The 18,950-nt window shown below is 59.6% G+C and carries 19 protein-coding genes, 1 pseudogene and 1 riboswitch; of the genes and pseudogenes, 19 read left to right on the forward strand and 1 reads right to left on the reverse strand.

Features of this window, described 5'->3' with window-relative positions; all coding sequences use genetic code 11:
* From FN828_RS17580 to FN828_RS17590, 3 genes and pseudogenes are all read left to right on the forward strand, one after another.
* A pseudogene (locus FN828_RS17580) lies at positions 1–89 on the forward strand (IS5/IS1182 family transposase); the annotation flags it as partial.
* 427 nt (positions 90–516) lie between these two features.
* The gene (gene fabB / locus FN828_RS17585) at positions 517–1,746 is read left to right on the forward strand and encodes a beta-ketoacyl-ACP synthase I (protein ID WP_142494685.1); all 1,230 of its coding nucleotides are present in this window, start codon (positions 517–519) and stop codon (positions 1,744–1,746) included.
* Positions 1,747–1,932: 186 nt separating this feature from the next.
* A complete protein-coding gene (locus FN828_RS17590; RefSeq protein WP_142494686.1) occupies positions 1,933–2,721 on the forward strand; it encodes an enoyl-ACP reductase FabI in 789 nt (262 codons plus the stop codon).
* A 127-nt stretch (positions 2,722–2,848) separates the two neighbouring features.
* On the opposite strand, the gene FN828_RS17595 is transcribed toward FN828_RS17590, so the two are convergent.
* Complete coding sequence (locus tag FN828_RS17595; RefSeq protein ID WP_142494687.1) at positions 2,849–3,715, reverse strand: hypothetical protein; 867 nt, start codon at positions 3,713–3,715, stop codon at positions 2,849–2,851.
* A gap of 115 nt (positions 3,716–3,830) precedes the next feature.
* Between FN828_RS17595 and miaB the strand changes: the two genes are divergently transcribed.
* The 16 genes from miaB to FN828_RS17675 all read left to right on the forward strand — a co-directional run bounded on the left by miaB (position 3,831) and on the right by FN828_RS17675 (position 18,904).
* Entirely contained in the window at positions 3,831–5,150 is a 1,320-nt protein-coding gene (gene miaB, locus FN828_RS17600; RefSeq protein ID WP_142494688.1) for a tRNA (N6-isopentenyl adenosine(37)-C2)-methylthiotransferase MiaB, read from the forward strand.
* 266 nt (positions 5,151–5,416) lie between these two features.
* A complete protein-coding gene (locus tag FN828_RS17605) occupies positions 5,417–5,986 on the forward strand; it encodes an OmpA family protein (RefSeq protein ID WP_142494718.1) in 570 nt (189 codons plus the stop codon).
* Between the two features lie 22 nt (positions 5,987–6,008).
* Positions 6,009–6,323 (forward strand): hypothetical protein, encoded by a 315-nt coding sequence (locus FN828_RS17610; protein WP_142494689.1) that lies wholly within the window; start codon positions 6,009–6,011, stop codon positions 6,321–6,323.
* Between the two features lie 151 nt (positions 6,324–6,474).
* On the forward strand, positions 6,475–7,491 hold the full coding sequence (locus FN828_RS17615) for a PhoH family protein (RefSeq protein ID WP_142494690.1): 1,017 nt from the start codon (positions 6,475–6,477) through the stop codon (positions 7,489–7,491).
* A gap of 118 nt (positions 7,492–7,609) precedes the next feature.
* Positions 7,610–8,116 (forward strand): rRNA maturation RNase YbeY, encoded by a 507-nt coding sequence (gene ybeY, locus FN828_RS17620; RefSeq protein WP_142494691.1) that lies wholly within the window; start codon positions 7,610–7,612, stop codon positions 8,114–8,116.
* Between the two features lie 32 nt (positions 8,117–8,148).
* Positions 8,149–9,054, forward strand: coding sequence for a hemolysin family protein (locus tag FN828_RS17625; RefSeq protein WP_142494692.1), 906 nt, complete (start codon positions 8,149–8,151; stop codon positions 9,052–9,054).
* Between the two features lie 3 nt (positions 9,055–9,057).
* The gene (gene lnt / locus FN828_RS17630) at positions 9,058–10,566 is read left to right on the forward strand and encodes an apolipoprotein N-acyltransferase (RefSeq protein ID WP_142494693.1); all 1,509 of its coding nucleotides are present in this window, start codon (positions 9,058–9,060) and stop codon (positions 10,564–10,566) included.
* Positions 10,567–10,599: 33 nt separating this feature from the next.
* Positions 10,600–10,648, forward strand: a riboswitch (SAM-SAH riboswitch).
* 5 nt (positions 10,649–10,653) lie between these two features.
* A complete protein-coding gene (gene metK / locus FN828_RS17635; RefSeq protein WP_142494694.1) occupies positions 10,654–11,835 on the forward strand; it encodes a methionine adenosyltransferase in 1,182 nt (393 codons plus the stop codon).
* Positions 11,836–12,010: 175 nt separating this feature from the next.
* Positions 12,011–12,787: a DUF1353 domain-containing protein gene (locus tag FN828_RS17640; protein WP_142494695.1), complete on the forward strand. Its 777-nt coding sequence runs from the start codon at positions 12,011–12,013 to the stop codon at positions 12,785–12,787.
* 51 nt (positions 12,788–12,838) lie between these two features.
* The gene (trmB, locus tag FN828_RS17645; protein WP_142494696.1) at positions 12,839–13,552 is read left to right on the forward strand and encodes a tRNA (guanosine(46)-N7)-methyltransferase TrmB; all 714 of its coding nucleotides are present in this window, start codon (positions 12,839–12,841) and stop codon (positions 13,550–13,552) included.
* Between the two features lie 90 nt (positions 13,553–13,642).
* Positions 13,643–14,722, forward strand: coding sequence for an amidohydrolase family protein (locus tag FN828_RS17650; RefSeq protein WP_142494697.1), 1,080 nt, complete (start codon positions 13,643–13,645; stop codon positions 14,720–14,722).
* A 237-nt stretch (positions 14,723–14,959) separates the two neighbouring features.
* On the forward strand, positions 14,960–16,312 hold the full coding sequence (gene aroA, locus FN828_RS17655) for a 3-phosphoshikimate 1-carboxyvinyltransferase (RefSeq protein ID WP_142494698.1): 1,353 nt from the start codon (positions 14,960–14,962) through the stop codon (positions 16,310–16,312).
* A complete protein-coding gene (locus tag FN828_RS17660; protein WP_142494699.1) occupies positions 16,309–16,794 on the forward strand; it encodes a hypothetical protein in 486 nt (161 codons plus the stop codon). The genes aroA and FN828_RS17660 overlap by 4 nt, the downstream gene beginning before the upstream one ends.
* Before the next feature lie 93 nt (positions 16,795–16,887).
* Positions 16,888–17,136: a peptidase gene (locus tag FN828_RS17665; protein WP_185959078.1), complete on the forward strand. Its 249-nt coding sequence runs from the start codon at positions 16,888–16,890 to the stop codon at positions 17,134–17,136.
* Between the two features lie 158 nt (positions 17,137–17,294).
* Complete coding sequence (cmk, locus tag FN828_RS17670) at positions 17,295–17,909, forward strand: (d)CMP kinase (RefSeq protein ID WP_142494700.1); 615 nt, start codon at positions 17,295–17,297, stop codon at positions 17,907–17,909.
* Complete coding sequence (locus FN828_RS17675) at positions 17,906–18,904, forward strand: aldo/keto reductase (RefSeq protein WP_142494701.1); 999 nt, start codon at positions 17,906–17,908, stop codon at positions 18,902–18,904. The genes cmk and FN828_RS17675 overlap by 4 nt, the downstream gene beginning before the upstream one ends.
* The last annotated feature ends 46 nt before the right edge of the window (positions 18,905–18,950 follow it).

Below are 18,950 nucleotides of genomic sequence, written 5' to 3' on the forward strand. Positions count from 1 at the left end.
GGCGGCGGGTCGCCACCCGATATGACCGCTGCCCCGAAGTCTTCCTCTCGGCCATCGCTCTCGCCGCAACAGTCATGTTTTGGTTATGAGTCCTGAGCCTAAAGTAAATACGAAACTCTCGCTCATGCAGTGGTTCGTTTTCCGTACAGACACGCTGTCCAGAGTGGAAAATATTAGAGTTATCCCAAATTATGTGAACTCGATTTGTCATATGGCACCATGTTGTTATGAAAAAGTGTTGTTCAACCCATGTACTGCATTCCACGCCTCGGAATCCACCCAAAAGCACACGTTTTTGAACGCATGGGAAATCACAGTTTCTGACACATCGGTTTCATCAGTTGCCTATCTACTTGGGTGCTGTTGGCGCAATCGCAGGGAAAGCGCATTTTGCCTCACCTCCGCCATTGGCGCACTTTGACCGTCCCACTGGGCTTGCCATCTTCGCCCCCAACCTCCTTGCGCGTTCCCGCCTCAACCCCTAGTAAAGACATAAGCAAATAAGGGAGTGCATCTATGCGCCGAGTAGTGGTCACCGGGTTGGGCGTGGTGTCGTCCATCGGGAATAATGCGTCCGAGGTTCTAGCCTCGCTCAAGGCCGGGAAATCCGGCATCACCGCCAACGAGGCGATGAAGGAACACGGGTTCCGCAGTCAGATCGCGGGTGACGTGAAACTGGACGTGACCGAGCATGTGGACAAGCGCACGTTGCGCTTCATGGGGCCGGGCGCGGCTTATGCCTATATCGCGATGCAGCAGGCGATTGCCGATGCCGGTTTGGAAGAAGCCGATGTCGTCAACCCGCGCACGGGGCTGGTTGCCGGATCGGGCGGGCCGTCCACCAGCGCGATGTTCGCGGCGCATCAAACGGCGCTGTCGTCGGGCGCAACCAAGCGGATCGGGCCGTTTGCCGTGCCAAAGTGCATGTCCTCGACCATCTCGGCCAACCTGTCGACCGCGTTCAAGATCAAGGGCATTAACTATTCGATCACCTCGGCCTGTTCCACGTCACTGCATTGCATCGGCAACGCGGCGGAACAGATCATGCTGGGTAAGCAGGACGTGATGTTCGCTGGTGGCGGCGAGGAACTGGACTGGACCCTGTCGTGCCTGTTCGACGCGATGGGCGCGATGTCCAGCAAATACAACGACACGCCGGAACGCGCCAGCCGCGCCTTTGACGCCAACCGCGACGGGTTCGTGATTGGCGGCGGCGGTGGGATCGTCGTGCTGGAGGAACTGGAACACGCCAAGGCGCGTGGCGCCAAGATCTACGCCGAAGTGACGGGCTATGCCGCCACCTCGGACGGGCATGACATGGTGGCCCCGTCGGGCGAGGGCGGCGAACGCGCGATGCGTCTGGCGCTGCAATCGTTGGAGGCTGGCCGCAAGGTGGGGTATATCAACGCGCACGGCACCTCGACCCCGGTCGGCGACGTGGGCGAGGTTCAGGCCGTGCGCCGCGTCTTTGGCGAAGGCAGCACCCCGCCGATTTCCTCGACCAAATCCATGACGGGTCACAGTCAGGGTGCGACCGGCGCACAAGAGGCCGTGTATTGCCTGCTGATGCTGGAGCATGATTTCATCGCGCCCTCGATCAACGTGGAAACGCTGGACCCCGAAATCAACCCGGCCGAGATTGCCACCGCGCTGGTGGAAAACGCCGGGCTGGACACGGTGATGACCAACAGCTTTGGCTTTGGCGGCACCAACGGGTCTATGCTGCTGTCGAAATACCGCGGATAAGATTTCGTCTTCCGGGACAAGGAAACACAGACAGGCCGCCTTTTGGGGCGGCTTGTTGCATTGGGGGGCAGGCAACGGTTTTGATTGCTGTTCGGAAAAGCACTGCGATTTTCTGGACTTCCCCGCGCGGCTTGGCGATAACCAAGAACAAGAACGGCGGATGCCGAGGAAGCAAGAGGAATCGACATGTCTGCACTGACCGGAAAACGCGGCCTGATCATGGGCGTGGCCAACGAGCGCTCCATCGCCTGGGGTATCGCCAAGGCAATGGCCGATGCGGGGGCTGAACTGGCCTTTACCTATCAGGGCGAGGCGTTCGGTAAGCGGCTGGAGCCGCTGGCGGCCTCGGTCGGGTCGGATTTCATGGTCGATGTGGATGTGACCGACGATGCCTCTTTGGATGCGGCGTTCAAGGGGCTGAAATCCCGCTGGGACACGCTGGATTTTCTGGTCCATGCCATCGCCTATTCCGACAAGAACGAACTGACGGGGCGGTTTATCAACACCTCGCGCGAGAACTTCAAACAGTCGCTGGATATTTCCTGTTATTCGCTGATCGAAGTGTCGCGCCGCGCGTATCCGATGATGAAACAGAACGGCGGTACGATCCTGACGCTGACCTATGGCGGCTCAAACCGGGTGACGCCGAATTATAACGTGATGGGCGTGGCCAAGGCGGCGCTGGAATCGGCCACGCGGTATCTGGCGAACGATCTTGGCCCGGATGGTATTCGGGTGAACGCAATCAGCCCCGGCCCAATGAAGACGCTGGCTGGCGCAGCGATTGGCGGGGCGCGCAAGACATTCAAGCACACCGACATGAACGCCCCGCTGCGTGCGAATGCCACGCTGGAGGCGGTGGGCGGCACAGCGGTTTATCTGGCGTCGGACGCGGGGGCTTGCACGACGGGGGAAATCATCCGTGTCGATGGTGGGTTCCATGTTCTGGGGATGCCGCAGCCTGAAAACCTGTAAGGGGCGCTGCCCCTCTGCGCCTGCGGCGCATTCACCCCGGAGTATTGCAGATCAGAAAGAAGCGGTTTTGATTGCTAATGCTCTGGGGGAGCGACGGCGCAGCAGGTGATCGTCATTGGGCAACGGTTTAAAACCATTGGCCGGGTTCCATCAGGCCCAGATCCAGTAATTGACCGGAATGCCACGTAAAAGGCACCGAGTTGTGCCAGCGATAGCTGTCAATGTCATATGTTGACCCCGGATTGCGTTTCAGAGCTTTCGCGGTGCGGAACGAACAGACCGCAGCGGTCAGGTTGTGGTGCCACGGACAGGAATACGTATTGTATTCCGCGTCGTTGAATGTGTGATCCTGCAAGAGTTGCAGGCCGGGTTTGGTGCGGAACAGGGCAATCCGGTCGATTTTGCGGCGTGCGGGGGGGATGTGTTCTTCGAACCGCCAGCGCAGGCCGCCGTAGAAATCCAGTTGTCGTTCTTTTGGATGCCCGGTGCTGCTATCCTTGCGGGCCAGGGCGTAATAGCCGGTCTTGTCCAGAAAAGCATCTTCCAGACAGACAGCATTGGGATGTTGCCACAGATCCCCCGCGTAGAGGTCGACGACATAGGTCAGCATGGCGTCACGACGTTCCTCGCCGTGGAAAATCAGCATTTCGGTGATGCTGCGGTGTTCACAGAACGGATAGAACAGATATTCAGCGTTATAGCCATAATACAGCCAGATGCCGGGGGCGGCAGCAATGATGGCGTTGACGGCGTGGGGGACGGCTTCGGCATTCAGGACATCGTAATCGATGCGCGTGACACGGGCGGTCACGTCAGCGGATAGTTTGAACACCGAAGGCATCAGGGCCACGACGGATTTGAAGCCGCAATCTAGATGGTGGCGCAGGGTCGAGTCGATTTCGACTTCATCCTCGCAGAAAATCAGCGCGACCGGCCCTTTGACCAGTGCGGTCTGTCCGCGTTTCAGAAAATCCTCAAGACCCGAATATTGCATGGTTTTGTGCCTGCTTTGCTTTGCCGTTAGAATCCGCGAAAACCCCCCGCATTGCAAGGCGTGGTCATTCTGGTATAGGCAGCGGCTTGAAAATCCGTGAACGGGGACCCGGCTGATGAGCGACGTCAAGAAACTGTATATCAAGACCTATGGCTGTCAGATGAATGTCTATGACAGCGAGCGCATGGCCGAAGTGCTGGGCGGATCGGGCTATGTCGAAACTCAGACACCCGAAGACGCGGACATGATCCTGCTGAATACCTGCCATATCCGCGAGAAGGCGGCCGAGAAAGTGTATTCGGAGCTGGGCCGGTTCAAGCCCTTGAAGGCGGCCAAGCCTGATCTGAAAATCGGTGTGGCGGGCTGCGTGGCACAGGCCGAGGGCGAGGAAATCATGCTGCGTCAGCCGATGGTGGATTTGGTGGTGGGACCGCAATCCTATCACCGGCTGCCCGCGATGGAGGCGAAGGCGCGTGCCGGGGAAAAGGCGCTGGACACCGATTTCCCCGAGGAAGACAAGTTCGAGAAGCTGAAAAATCGCCCCAAGGCGCAGCGCGGGCCGACCGCGTTTCTGACGGTGCAGGAAGGGTGCGACAAGTTTTGTGCCTTTTGCGTGGTGCCCTATACCCGTGGGGCCGAGGTCAGCCGCCCGGTGGATCGCATTCTGGATGAAGCGCGTGATCTGGTGGAACGGGGCGTGCGGGAAATCACCCTGCTGGGGCAAAACGTGAATGCCTATCACGGGGCGGGGCCGGATGGGGATTGGTCGTTGGCCAAGCTGATCTGGGCGCTGGACAAGGTGGACGGGCTGGAACGTATTCGTTTTACCACCAGCCACCCCAATGACATGGGCGACGATCTGATTGCGGCGCATGGGGAATGCGCGAAACTGATGCCCTATCTGCATTTGCCGGTACAATCGGGCAGCAACAAGATCCTGAAACGGATGAACCGCAGCCACACCGCTGAAAGCTATCTGAAGCTGATCGAACGTATCCGCGCGGCGCGACCCGATATTCTGATGTCGGGGGATTTCATCGTGGGTTTCCCCGAAGAAACCGAAGAGGATTTTCAGGACACGATGGAGCTGATCCGGCAGGTGAATTACGGGCAGGCATTCAGTTTCAAATACTCGACCCGCCCCGGCACCCCTGCGGCAGAACGCCCGCAGGTGGACGAGGACGAGGCAAGCGACCGCCTGACGCGCCTGCAAGCGCTGATCACGCAACAGCAGCGCGCGATTCAGGATGGTATGGTTGGCCGCGAAGTGCAGGTTTTGTTTGAAAAACCGGGGCGTCTGGATGGGCAGATGGTTGGCAAGTCCGAGTATCTGCACGCCGTTCATGTGGCCGACGCACCTGTGGCGCGGGGCGATCTGGCTCGGGTCAGAATCGTGGAAAGCGGTCCGAATTCGTTGGCGGGTGTTCTGATTTAACGCAGTGATACGGGGCGCGGTACGGCGCGGAAAAATCGCGCTTTTGCATGGATTTGTTTCGGGTGGTGCATAATCTGCCCGGTATGCAGCGTATTGTTGGTTGGAATGCTCGTAATGCGTTGTTGAATCTCCTTCACATAGCTAACTTCTCTGTTAGACTGTATTTATTCTTTAGTTGTCTGGATGTTCCGGTCGCGCGCTGCCAGTGTCCGATGGATATATCCCGACAGGGGGTCATTAGGTAAAGGACAGGGGCTGTGGCGAAAATGGTTTCAAGAACGCTTCGGGCGGCTTTCGCATGTGCGGTTATCTCGGGGCTTGGGCTTGCCGGGGCGGCGTCGGCACAGAATTACGAAAGCAACGCGCGAGTTGTCGAAGGGGAACGGTACGTTCCCACGATTTGGATTGACCCGGATGGGTGCGAACATTGGGTTATGGACGACGGGGCCGAAGGGTATATGAGCCCCCACACCAACCGTCAGGGTATCCCGGTTTGCCATCCCGTCAATGTTTGTGGGGTGATGAATTCGGATCAGTTGTTCGCCACGGACAGCTATCGCATCAGCGCAGGCGGCAAGGCGACGTTGCGCAGCTTCTTTCAGCAATCGCAGGCACGGGCCTATATCATTGCGGGGCATACGGACAGCCGGGCGTCGGATGAATATAACATGCGCCTGAGCTATAACCGCGCCAATTCGGTTGCCCGCGTTGCGGCTGGGGTTGGGGCCAACGTGATTGACGTGCGGGGCTATGGCGAACGGATGCCGAAGGTGCCGAACACCTCTGCCGCGAACATGCAGCAGAATCGCCGCGTTGAAATTATCTGCGTGAAGTGACCGAGTGAGGGAGAAGACTACGATGAAACTGGTAAAAATCGCCTCTGCCCTCGTGATGGTTGGTGCGCTGGCTGGTTGTGAATATGGCGGGCATGGCAGTGTCGGGCCGGATAAAACCCGCGACCGTGGCACGGATGCCAAGCACCTGAGCCAACTGAAAGCCGGGATTTGGGTGGACCCGAACGGGTGTGACCACTGGATCATTGACGATGGCGTCGAAGGATACCTGTCACAACGGTTGGATAAATACGGTAAACCCGTCTGTTCCGGGGCCGCCCCCGCAGGTGTGGCGACCGGGCCGTTTAAGAAAGGCTCGCCGATTGCCGATCCATTGTGATCCGCAGGCAGTATATCTGCCTTTCAAACAGGCCGCAGGTTTCCCCCTGCGGCCTTTTTTGTGTCGTTTCGGCGACAAATGGCCACCATCGCTTGCGTAAAATGCCGGTTGGTGCCACCATATCTGTACATCACACACGCAGGAGACCTGTTTGCCTACCAGCATTCTGACCCCGCCCGCCGATCCCAATGCGCTGTTTCAGGCGCTGCTGGAATTTCCTGATAATCGTTTGTTGATTGACCTTTGCGGTGAATATGATCGCAATTTGGCCCGGATCGAACAAAAGCTGGGGGTGCAGATCGTCAGGCGCGGGAATCAACTGGTGGTTCACGGCGAAGAAAGCGCCGTCAAAGAAGCGCAGGATGTACTGGAATCGCTTTATGTGCGGCTGGAAGCTGGGCGCGATGTGGAAAGCGGCGATATTGACCGTGAAATCTGCATGGGTGGGTCTGACGCCGAAACCGGCATTCAGGATGGCGACCAGCTGGAAATGTTTCGGGGCGGCAAGGTTGAAATCAAAACCCGCAAGAAGCTGGTCGAACCGCGCACTGACGCGCAGAAAACCTATGTCCAGAATCTGTTTGCCAACGAACTGGCCTTTGGCATCGGTCCGGCGGGGACTGGCAAAACCTATCTGGCGGTGGCGGTCGGGGTGTCCATGTTCCTGAATGGCGACGTGGACCGGATCATTCTGTCGCGTCCGGCGGTCGAAGCGGGCGAACGGTTGGGGTTCTTGCCCGGTGATATGAAGGACAAGGTCGATCCCTACATGCAGCCGCTTTATGATGCGCTGAACGATTTCCTGCCCGGCAAACAGGTGGCAAAACTGATCGAGGAAAAGCGTATCGAAATCGCGCCGCTGGCCTTTATGCGTGGGCGGACGCTGGCCAATGCTTTCGTGGTGCTGGACGAGGCGCAAAACGCTACCTCGATGCAGATGAAAATGTTCCTGACCCGTTTGGGCGAAGGGTCGCGTATGGTGATTACCGGCGACCGCAGTCAGGTGGATTTGCCGCGCGGCGTGTCCTCGGGGCTACATGATGCGGAACGGCTGTTGCAGAATATTCCGTCGATCAGCTTTAACTATTTCACCGCCAAGGATGTGGTGCGTCACCCATTGGTTGCGGCCATCATCGAAGCTTACGAGGCAGAAGAGGCCCGCACCTGATTCAAATCCCGTGGACGGGACGGGCAAAACGGCCTAACAGGCAGTCAACCGCCTGTCCTTTCATCTTACTGGAAATACTCCGGGGGTGTGGGGGCTGGCCCCCACGGACCTGTGCCCGATGCTGACCGATACGATTTTGGAAGACGACCGCTGGCAACAGGCCGGGTTGGAACCGCTGGCAGAAACCGCTGCCCGCGCAACGCTGGCCCATCTGGGGCTGGACCCGGATGGGTTTGAAATTGCGGTTCTGGCCTGTGACGATGCGCGGATTGCTGAATTAAACGCAGATTTTCGCGATAAACCCACCGCCACCAATGTTCTGTCCTGGCCGTCCGAAGAACGCGGCACGGAACAGGATGGCGATACGCCCGATTTGCCGGAACCGGGGTTTGCGGGGCTGGCGGACGAACTGGGGGACATTGCCATTGCCTATGACACCTGCGCCCGCGAAGCGGCAGCGGCGGGCAAACCCTTTGCCGATCATGTGACGCATCTGATTGTTCACGCGACCCTGCATTTACTGGGCTACGATCACATCCGTGACAAGGATGCCACGTTGATGGAAGGGATCGAGACTGAAATACTTGGCAAAATGGGTCTGGCTGACCCATATTCAGAACAGTAACGCGGCAGTCCCGCGATTTTTGGAAAGGTAAGATGGGCGACAGTACCGACGGGTCTTCTACGGCAGCGCAAAGCGCGCAGTCGGATGACCAGAATGATAGCCGCAGCAAAGGCGGCTTTTTCCGCCGTGTGATCGGGGCGCTTAGCCCCTCGGATATGGGCGAGAATGCCCCCGGCGATTTACAATCTGCCAATGGCAACCCTTCGGGGCATGTGCCGCTGGATATTACGTCCTTGCGGCGGATGCGGGTCGAGGATGTCGCCATTCCCAAGGCCGATATCGTGTCGGTGTCCGATGCGATTTCCAAAGACGATCTGGTGGCGCTGTTTCGGGAAACCGGACTAAGCCGTTTGCCGGTTTATACCGGCACGCTGGATACGCCCATTGGCATGTTGCACCTGAAGGATTTCGCCCTGCGCCACGGCTTTAACGGCAATGGTGGCGCGGCATTTGACCTGAAGAAAATGCTGCGTCCGTTGCTTTATGTGCCGCCGTCGATGCCGATTGGCGTGTTGTTGCAGAAAATGCAGACCGAACGGCGGCATATGGCGCTGGTGATTGATGAATATGGCGGCGTGGACGGGCTTGTGACCATCGAAGATCTGATTGAACAGATCATCGGTGAAATCGAAGACGAACATGACACGGACGAGGCCGATTATTGGCTCAAGGAAAAAGAGGGGCAATATCTGGCGCAGGCCAAATCTCCGCTGGATGAATTCGAGGCTGAAATCGGCCTGTCCCTGACCGACACGGACGAAGTGGACGAGGAAGAAATCGACACATTGGGCGGTCTGGTCTTTATGCTGTCCGGCCGCGTTCCCGCGCGGGGCGAGGTGGTGAAACACCCCGCCGGGCCGGAATTTACCGTGGTCGATGCCGATCCGCGCCGGATTAAACGGTTGCGGGTGCGCCTGCCGGACCAGAAGGCCGGGTAATCCATGCGCCGGGTTTTGCCGCTGCTGCGACAGGCTGCCGGGCCTTTGATCCTTGGGGCTGTGATGGCGCTGGGGCAGGCGCCTGTCGGGCTGTGGGGGCTGACGGTTCTGGGATTGGCCGGGGCGGTCTGGCTGTGGACGCATCAGGCCGATTGGCGGCGGGCGGCGCTTTTGGGCTGGCTGGTCGGCACCGGCTATTTCGCGTTGGCACTGATTTGGATCGTGCAACCGTTTTTTGTAGAACCGTGGCGGTATGGCTGGATGGCCCCGTTTGCGCTGACCTTCATGGCGGCGGGGCTGGCCCTGTTCTGGGGGTTGGCTTTCGGGCTGGCACGGCGGCTGGGCAGCGGTATTCTGGGGTTGGCCGGGATGCTGACGCTGGGCGAGGTGCTGCGATCCTATGTCTTCACCGGCTTTCCCTGGGCGTTGATTGGGCATTCCGTGGTGGATACGCCGCTGGCGCAGGTCGCGGCTTTGGCCGGGGCGCATGGGGTGGGGCTGATCGTGCTGGCGGCGGCTTTGGCGCTGGTGTCGGCAGCGCAACGCCATTGGTTTGCGGCTGTGGCTGGATTGGTGTTGGTGGGCGGCGTATGGGGGTGGGGCGATAGCCGCGCCGCCGATACCCCCACGGCAACGGAGCGCCCTGTTCTGCGCCTGATCCAGCCCAACGCCCCGCAACACCAGAAATGGAACCCGGATTACACCCCGGTGTTTTTCCGCCGTCAGGTGGGCTTCACCGCAGAACACGCACAGCGCCGTCCTGATCTGAATATCTGGCCGGAAACCGCATTGCCGGTTCTGCTGGAAGATGCCGACCGCGCCTTTCAGATCATTGCAGATGCTGCTGCGGGCAGTTCCGTTCTGTTGGGCGTCCAGCGGTTAGATGACATGAGCCTGTATAATTCCGCGGTGCTGCTGCGTCCGGATGCCAGTGTGGCGCAGGTCTATGACAAACATCACCTTGTCCCCTTTGGTGAATATATCCCGCTGGGTAATCTGGCCGCATCGCTTGGGTTGCGAGGGTTGGCCGCACGCGATGGCAACGGCTTTGCCGCCGGTCCTGGCCCGGCGCTGATGGATCTGGGGCCGCGTTTGGGGCGTGCCCTGCCGCTGATCTGTTACGAGGCGGTATTTCCCAACGATGTGAACGGTGCGCCAGAACGGCCCGCGTTTTTGTTGCAAATCACCAATGACGCGTGGTTCGGTACGTTTTCCGGTCCCTATCAGCATTTGGCGCAGGCCCGCCTGCGGGCGATCGAGCAAGGCTTGCCGATGGTGCGGGTGGCAAATACCGGCGTGTCGGCGATGATTGACGCACGGGGGCAGATCACAGCACAAATCCCGCTGGGGCAGGCGGGATGGCTGGATGCGCCGCTGCCTGCGCCCGCTGCGGTAACACTATATTCACGCACAGGGGATTATGCGGTGGCACTGTTGGCTGTTCTGCTTACCTTCGCGTCAATGTTGCATCATCGGGCAACTGGCGCAATTGGTCGCAGAAAAGCCCGTTGAAACTTTCGCGGTTGCCGCGTAACCAAGGCATATTCCCCGTCACAACGGCTTCCTGACGTGGCGGGCAGACATTAATGGAGCACTTTCATGTCCCGACAGAACTATATCTTCACCTCCGAATCTGTTTCGGAAGGCCACCCCGATAAGGTTTGCGACCGTATTTCAGATGCGGTGCTGGATGCCTTTTTGGCCGAAGAACCCGAAGCCCGCGTGGCCTGTGAAACCTTTGCCACCACCAACCGCGTTGTTATCGGCGGCGAGGTGGGCCTGTCGGACCAGTCCAAGCTGACCGAATATATGGGCAAGATTGACCAGATTGCCCGCGATTGCATTCGCGACATCGGCTATGAGCAGGACAAATTCCACTGGCAGACCGTGGAAATCACCAACCTGTTGCACGAACAATCCGCGCATATCGCCCAAGGCGTGAACGCAGCGGAAAACAAGGACGAAGGCGCAGGCGATCAGGGCATTATGTTTGGTTTCGCCACCAATGAAACGCCGGAATTGATGCCCGCACCGATCCATTACGCCCATGCGATCCTGCGCCGTCTGGCCGAAGTCCGTAAATCCGGGGTCGAACCCACGTTGCGCCCCGATGCGAAATCGCAGCTTTCCGTGCGTTACGAAGGTGGCAAGCCTGTGGGTGTGTCCTCGATCGTGCTGTCCACTCAGCACGCCGATGACAGCCAGACCAGCGATGACATCCGCGCTATCGTCGAACCCTATATTCGCGAAGTGCTGCCCGATGGCTGGATTACCGCAGACACCCAATGGTGGGTCAATCCCACGGGCAAATTCGTGATCGGCGGTCCCGATGGCGATGCCGGGCTGACCGGGCGCAAGATTATTGTGGATACCTATGGCGGCGCGGCCCCGCATGGTGGCGGTGCGTTTTCGGGCAAAGACCCGACCAAGGTGGACCGCTCGGCCGCTTATGCGGCACGCTATCTGGCGAAAAACGTGGTGGCCGCCGGGCTGGCGGAAAAATGCACGATCCAATTGTCCTATGCGATTGGCGTATCACATCCGCTGTCGATCTACGCTGATCTGCATGGCACGGGCGAGGTTGACCCGGCCCGGATCGAAACGGCCATTCCGAAGGTTATGAACCTGACCCCGCGCGGCATTCGCACTCATCTGGACCTGAACCGCCCGATTTATTCGCGCACTGCGGCCTATGGTCATTTCGGGCGCGCCCCCGAAGCCGATGGCGGCTTTAGCTGGGAACGTACCGATTTGGCGGAGGCGTTGAAAAACGCGGTTTGATCCGGGTGTAACTCGGTCCAAAGGCCGGGCCATGTGCCCGGCCTTTGCTGTTGAACGCGTCGGTGGGGGGCGGATAGATTTCCATCACAAATCGGCGTTACGATCCCCTTGAAACGCTGGGGTAAACCAGATTAGCCTGCACTGGTATTTTAGAGTCAGTCATATTCGGTTTCTTATGCTGCGTATTGCCACTTTGCTTTGCTTTGTTTTCACGTTGGCCGCGTGTGATCCGGCCCGCCTGTCGACCACGAACACCCCCAGAGGGGGGCAAACCTGCGCAGGCGAACAATCCGGGCGGTGTCAGTTTCTGAACGGTCCGGTCAAGCTGCGGCAGCAGCCGGTAAAGCTGTCCACGCGCAGCGCGTTGTTTTATCCGATGGCGGCACAATTGGAATTTGTGGACGCAAGCGAAGACCACTGGATCGCCCCGCCTGAAACACTGACAGACGGGGCGTCGATCCCAAAGATTTTCCACACAGTTCTGGGCAACCCCACCGCGCCGCAATTTGCGGGGGCGGCGGCTGTGCATGATGCCTATTGTGGGATCGGGAATGAAAGCGGCCCGAATTACCATGCGAAACCTTGGCCCGAGGTCCACCGCATGTTCTATGACGCGCTGCGTGTGGGTGGCACCCCGGAACGCAGGGCACAGGTGATGTTTGCCGCTGTCTGGCTGGGCGGCCCGCGCTGGGGACGTTTTGATCGCGGATGGAACGATGTCGCGGCTGGGGAAAAACAGGCCATCCTGCAACGCGCGCAACAGATGATTGCGGCGGGTCATCCTACGCTTGATGATCTGATCGGTTTCTTGACGGATCAAGAGGCTGCCGCCGTTGCTGCCTCAAAGGGAACCGTGCAGGGCGGTGGCGCATTTGGCGGGTATGGTGGGGACTATGGCGGGGACAGCCCCACTGATCCCTCGGACCCGTCTGATCCCAATAGCGGCCTGTAGGTTGTTCTGGGGCATTGATCCGCTGCGTCTGGCAGGCTAAACCGCGCCATCATGAGCGACGATAAACACCCCTCGGGCGCCCCGTGGCGCAATTTCTATGGCCGTTTCAAGGGCAAGGGCCTGCGCGACAGCCAACGACGCTATCTGGACGAAGACCTAGCGACGCTATCGCCGGGCGCGGTGTCATGGGAGGAAAACCCGGACCGCAACCCGCTGGACCTGCCCGCGCTGTTCGGGGACCGCGACATCTGGTTGGAAATCGGATTCGGCGGCGGCGAACATATGGTGCATCAGGCCAGCCAGAACCCGAATGTCGGGTTTATCGGATGCGAGCCTTACATCAACGGCGTTGCGATGCTGTTGGGCAAAATCCGGGATGCCGGGTGTGAAAATATCCGCATTCATCCGGGCGATGCGCGGGATATGTTTGATGTGCTGCCACCGGAATCGGTGTCGCGGGCCTTCTTGTTGTATCCCGATCCGTGGCCGAAAAAACGCCACCACCGCCGCCGTTTCGTGACGCAGGACCACCTGAAACCGTTGCACAGCGTTTTGAAACCGGGCGCGATTTTCCGGGTGGCAACCGATATCCCCGATTATGTCCGCCAAACGCTGGAAGAGGCGCCGAAAGCTGGCTTTGAATGGCTGGCCGAACGCCCACAAGATTGGCGGGAGCCGTGGGGGGATTGGATTTCCACGCGTTACGAACAAAAAGCCCTGCGCGAAGGCCGGACACCGCATTACCTGACGTTCCGGCGGCTCTGATCTTTTCGGGCGGCTGGGTCAGGAAAACCCCACGGGAAATCGTTGTGCAGCCGTGCTATCCTTCGGGGTATTCCACCCCGGAGGATTTTTATGCCCGATATTCGCATCACCAACTGCCATATTCACACGTTTACCACCCGTCATATCCCGGTGAGTTATCCCTATGCGTGGCTGCGCCCGCTGAAACTGTTCCCGCCACTGGTGCGGTTTTTGGCGTGGGTTTTGGCCCTGATCGGTCAGCATCCCTGGGCGGAAAAGGTGCGCCGCCTGTATGATTTCCAGAACGAGGCGGCGGCCCCCGATCAGCGCAGCATTCTGAAGAACTTGCTGCCTCATTACCCGTCGAACACCCGTTTCGTGGTGCTTCCGATGGACCTGAGCGCGATTGGTCACGGGGTTCCGCCGGTTCCGTTGCGCGATCAACATGACGAACTGGCAGCCCTGTCCAAAGACCCTGAATTAGGCCGCGCGGTGATTCCCTTTGCCACTATCGACCCACGCGCCGACCCGCAGGGCGCAGAGCTGTGGCGGGCATTGGACGATCTGCATTTCAAGGGGGTGAAGCTGTATCCCCGGCTGGGATTCGCGCCGGATGACCCGGTTCTGATGCAGCATGTTTATCCCGAACTGGAACGCCGTGGCCTGCCGGTGATGACCCATTGTTCCCGTGGCGGGGTGCAGGGGCGCTATGTGGACGACTACATGGCCGATCGCTTCACCGCGCCGCGCAGCTATTTACCGATTCTGCGCCGCCATCCCAATCTGCGCCTGTGTCTGGCGCATTTCGGGGGGCAGTATGACTGGAAATCCTATGTCGGTGCGGGGCCGGATTACGACAAGGCTGAAAACTGGCAGGTGCAAATCCGCAAGATGATTGGATCAGGCGATTATCCCGGCCTGTGGACCGATATTTCCTATACCTTGTTTCATTTCGAGGATTACATCCCCTTCCTGCGGCTGTTTTTGATGGCCGATACCCCCGAAGCCGACCGCTTGCGCCGCCGTACCCTGTTTGGATCGGATTTCTACATGACCCGGCAGGAAAAACTGTCTGAACGCGCGGTATGCTTTCGGCTGCGCAACGCATTGGGCGAGGAGGTGTTTCGCCAGATCGCTGAAACCAACCCCCGTATCTGGTTGGGTGAAGCGGCGGAGGCGTCCCTTAGTTGACCACCCGTCAAGCCGCACTGTCGCGCAATGAGTATTTGGGATCAGAAAGAAGCAGCGTGCTGCGTTCCGGTTTGGGGGCGCAAGCGTTGGTTCTTTCTTGGTAAAAATATCCAATTCCACCGCTTTCTGGGGGTGGGCGGGCAAGGGATTGTCGCGGCTGCAAAGAATCGGTGATGCAGCGATAGACCGGGCCGCGCCGCTGCGCTAAGAGGCAAGGGAGTTCAGAGGAGGCACAACATGTCCGGCCACGGCACCCCGATCCCGATGACTTCGTCGCAATGCGGTCCCTTGCGGGGGCAGGCGGATGTGCCGGGGGATAAATCCATTTCGCACCGGGCGCTGATCCTTGGGGCGTTGTCGGTGGGGGAAACCGTTGTCACCGGGCTGCTGGAAGGCGAGGATGTGCTGGACACGGCCAAGGCCATGCGGGCCTTCGGGGCCGAGGTGACGCGGGATGACGATGGCACATGGCATGTGCATGGTGTCGGTGTGGGCGGGTTCGCGGAACCCGATGGGGTGATTGACTGCGGCAATTCCGGCACTGGGGTGCGCCTGATCATGGGGTCGATGGCGACCAGCCCGATCACCGCCACTTTCACCGGCGATGCCAGCCTGAACAAGCGGCCGATGGCACGTGTCACCGATCCCTTGGCGCTGTTCGGGGCGCAATCGGTGGGTCGGTCCGGGGGACGGTTGCCGATGACCATTGTGGGGGCCGCCGATCCGGTGCCCGTGCGTTATACGGTTCCGGTGCCGTCGGCACAGGTGAAATCCGCCGTGTTGCTGGCAGGGCTGAATGCCCCCGGCCAGACCGTTGTGATTGAAAAAGAAGCGACCCGCGATCATACCGAACGCATGTTGGCAGGGTTTGGGGCGCAGATCACGACCGAGGATACAGACGAAGGCCGCGTGATCACCCTGACCGGGCGGCCCGAACTGATCCCGCAAACCATCATCGTGCCGCGTGATCCATCCAGTGCCGCTTTTCCGGTGTGCGCGGCGTTGATCGTCCCCGGCTCGGATGTGCTGGTGCCGAATATCGGGCTGAACCCCACCCGCGCGGGCCTGTTCTATACGTTGCAGGACATGGGCGCTGATCTGAGCTTTGAAAACCTGCGCGAAGAAGGTGGTGAACCCGTGGCCGATCTGCGGGCGAAGTTTTCCCCTGATCTGCATGGCATCGAAGTTCCGCCGGAGCGCGCCGCCAGCATGATTGACGAATATCCTGTGCTGTCCGTGGTGGCGGCCTTTGCTGCGGGGGATACTGTCATGCGCGGGGTCAAGGAATTGCGGGTCAAGGAATCCGACCGGATCGAAGCGATGGCCAGCGGGTTGCGGCTGAACGGGGTCGAGGTTGAAGACGGCCCGGATTGGTGGATCGTTCACGGGCGTGGTCACGGCAATGTGCCGGGCGGGGCCACCTGTGTCAGCCATCTGGATCACCGGATTGCCATGTCGTTCATGGTGATGGGCATGGCTGCGAATGCGCCGGTCAGCGTGGATGACGGTAGCCCGATTGCCACATCCTTCCCGATTTTCGAGGGGCTGATGGCGCAATTGGGCGCACAGATCGAACGCCGCGCCCAATGATCCGCCGCGCCGCATGGCTGGCGCTGACGTTACTGGTGGCGGCGGTTTATGGCATCCTGCTGTGGCTGGGCAATCAGCATATTTTTGCAGGCGATCCGCCATTGCCACCCTTTGACATCCGTCTGGGCTATACCCCGGCAGAGGCCCGCGCCTATCTGGTGGAACTGCACCCGGTGCAGGCGGGGCTATATGCCGGGTTGATCCGGGCGGTGGATACAGGCTTTGGCGTGCTGTTTGCGCTGTGGCTTTGGCTGACGGCACGGGGATTGGGCGCACGCCGGGCCGCGTGGCTGGCGCTGCCCTATCTGCTGACGGACCTGACGGAAAACGCGCTGGTTGCCCGGATGCTGGCGCAGGGGGCAGGGGCGGCGGACCTGCTGATCCAGATCGCCAGCGCGGCTACGCTGGCCAAATTCGCCGCGTTAGCGATTGTGCTGATCGTGCTGGGGCAGCTTGGGTTGCGGCGCTGGGGCCATCTGTAACCGCCCTGCGGTTGCGCATCCGGCCCCTGACTGCTAAGCGGGACACAGATCAGAACGCCGGGTCAACGGCGCTGATAGACGACGGTTCAAAATATGACATTGATGAAACTCGCGCCGTTTGAGCAGCATTTGAAATGGCTTGCTTTGGGGTTGGGGATTTGCAGCACGATCAGCGTGGTGCAGGGCTGGCAATTGGCGGCGATGCTGTTCAGCCTGCCGTTTTGTGTGATCTGGATGTACTGCGGTTGGCTGCGCAATGAACGGCAGTTGAAATATATCAACATGCTGTTCACCGTCTTCTATGTTTACGGGATCGCGCGCTACGCCATTCTGTATGGCTGATCCGGGCGTTTAGGCGCAAAACGCGGGCAAACCGGAACGGACCCGCCGCGGTGTTGGGTCATGGCTGGAAATAGCTGGTGTCTATGCCTACAACAGCGGACATCCATATGTGATCGCGCGGGGGAATGCACAGGCCGATCCCGCAAGGAGTTTGAAACATGAGCTTTACCATCGCAATTGACGGGCCAGCCGCCGCCGGAAAAGGCACGATTTCCAAGGCTGTTGCCGCGCATTTCGGCTTTGCCCATCTGGATACGGGGCTATTGTATCGCGCGGTTGGTGCCAAAACGCTGGATGGGGCGGAACCTGTCGCGGCGGCCTTGGCGCTGATGCCCAAGGATCTGGATGGTGACAGATTGCGTACGCCGCAGGTGGCCGAAGCCGCATCCAAGGTTGCGGTGATCCCCGAGGTGCGGGCCGCGCTGGTGGATTTTCAACGTGCCTTTGCCCGGCGTCAGGGCGGCGCGGTGCTGGACGGGCGCGACATTGGCACCGTCATCTGCCCCGAGGCCGAGGCGAAATTGTTTGTCACCGCCAGCGCCGAAGTGCGGGCTGAGCGTCGATACAAGGAATTGAGGGAAAAGGGGCTGGATACCAGCTTTGACGCGGTACTGGCCGATGTCATCGCCCGCGATGAACGGGACATGAACCGTGCCGAAGCGCCACTGAAACCGGCGGCGGATGCGGTGCTGATTGACACATCGGCGCTGGGAATTGAACAGGCCATCGCCGCGGCTGTACAAGCGATTAATGCAAAAAGGGATCAGGTATGAAAACGCGCAAGCTGGGACAGAACGGGCCGGAAATTTCTGCTCTTGGCATTGGGGCGATGTCATTCGCCGAATTCTACGGCCCTACGACGGAAATGAATTCCTTTGCCATCCTGTCCGCTGCGCTGGATGCGGGCGTCACGCATATCGACACGTCGAATGTGTACGGTATGGGCCGTTCGGAAAAGGCGATTGGCCGGTTTCTGCGGGATAATCCCGGTACGCGGGACCAGTTCCATATCGCCACTAAGGCCGCGATCAGCAAGGACGCCGCCGGAAACCGCTGTTTCGATAATTCGCTGACCCATCTGGAGGCTGAACTGGACAAAAGCCTGCAAAAGCTGGGCGTGGATTGCGTGGACCTGTTTTATGTCCATCGCCGCCAAGCCGACATCCCGATTGAGGAGGTCGCAGGCCATATGGCCCTGTTGAAGCAAAAGGGAAAAACGCGCGGCATCGGGTTTTCCGAAATCGCGCCCTATTCGCTGCGGCGGGCGGCGGCGGAAACCCATGTGGATGCGGTGCAATCGGAATATTCGCTGTCGACCCGTGCGCCGGAACTGGGGCTGATCCAGACTTGCGCGGAATTGGGAACGGCGCTGGTGGCATTTTCCCCTGTGGGTCGGTCATTTCTGACCGATGATCCGATCCCGGCGGATCGCATTCCGTCGCTGGATTTTCTAAAGGCGAACCCGCGGTTTATCGAACCCAATTACAGCGCGAATATTGCCGCGACCGATCCGTTCCGCGCCTATGCAGCGGAACTGGGGCTGCCTGCTGCGTCGCTGGCGATTGCGTGGGTTTTGGCGCAGGGCAATCATGTGATTGCCATTCCCGGCACCCGGTCTACGGCGCATTTTGCGGAACTCGTCACAGGGGGCAGCATCGACCTGACCCCGGAACAATTGACCCGGATCACCGAAATTCTGCCGGTGGGCTGGGCGTGGGGGGATCGGTATAACGATGCACAGTGGAAGGGGCCGGAACGGTTTAGCTGATCCGCGCCCGGCGCGGTAAATGTGACGCCAGCAAAAAAGGGACAGA

It is taken from the genome of Thalassovita litoralis (assembly GCF_900182725.1).
Lineage (GTDB): Bacteria > Pseudomonadota > Alphaproteobacteria > Rhodobacterales > Rhodobacteraceae > Thalassobius > Thalassobius litoralis.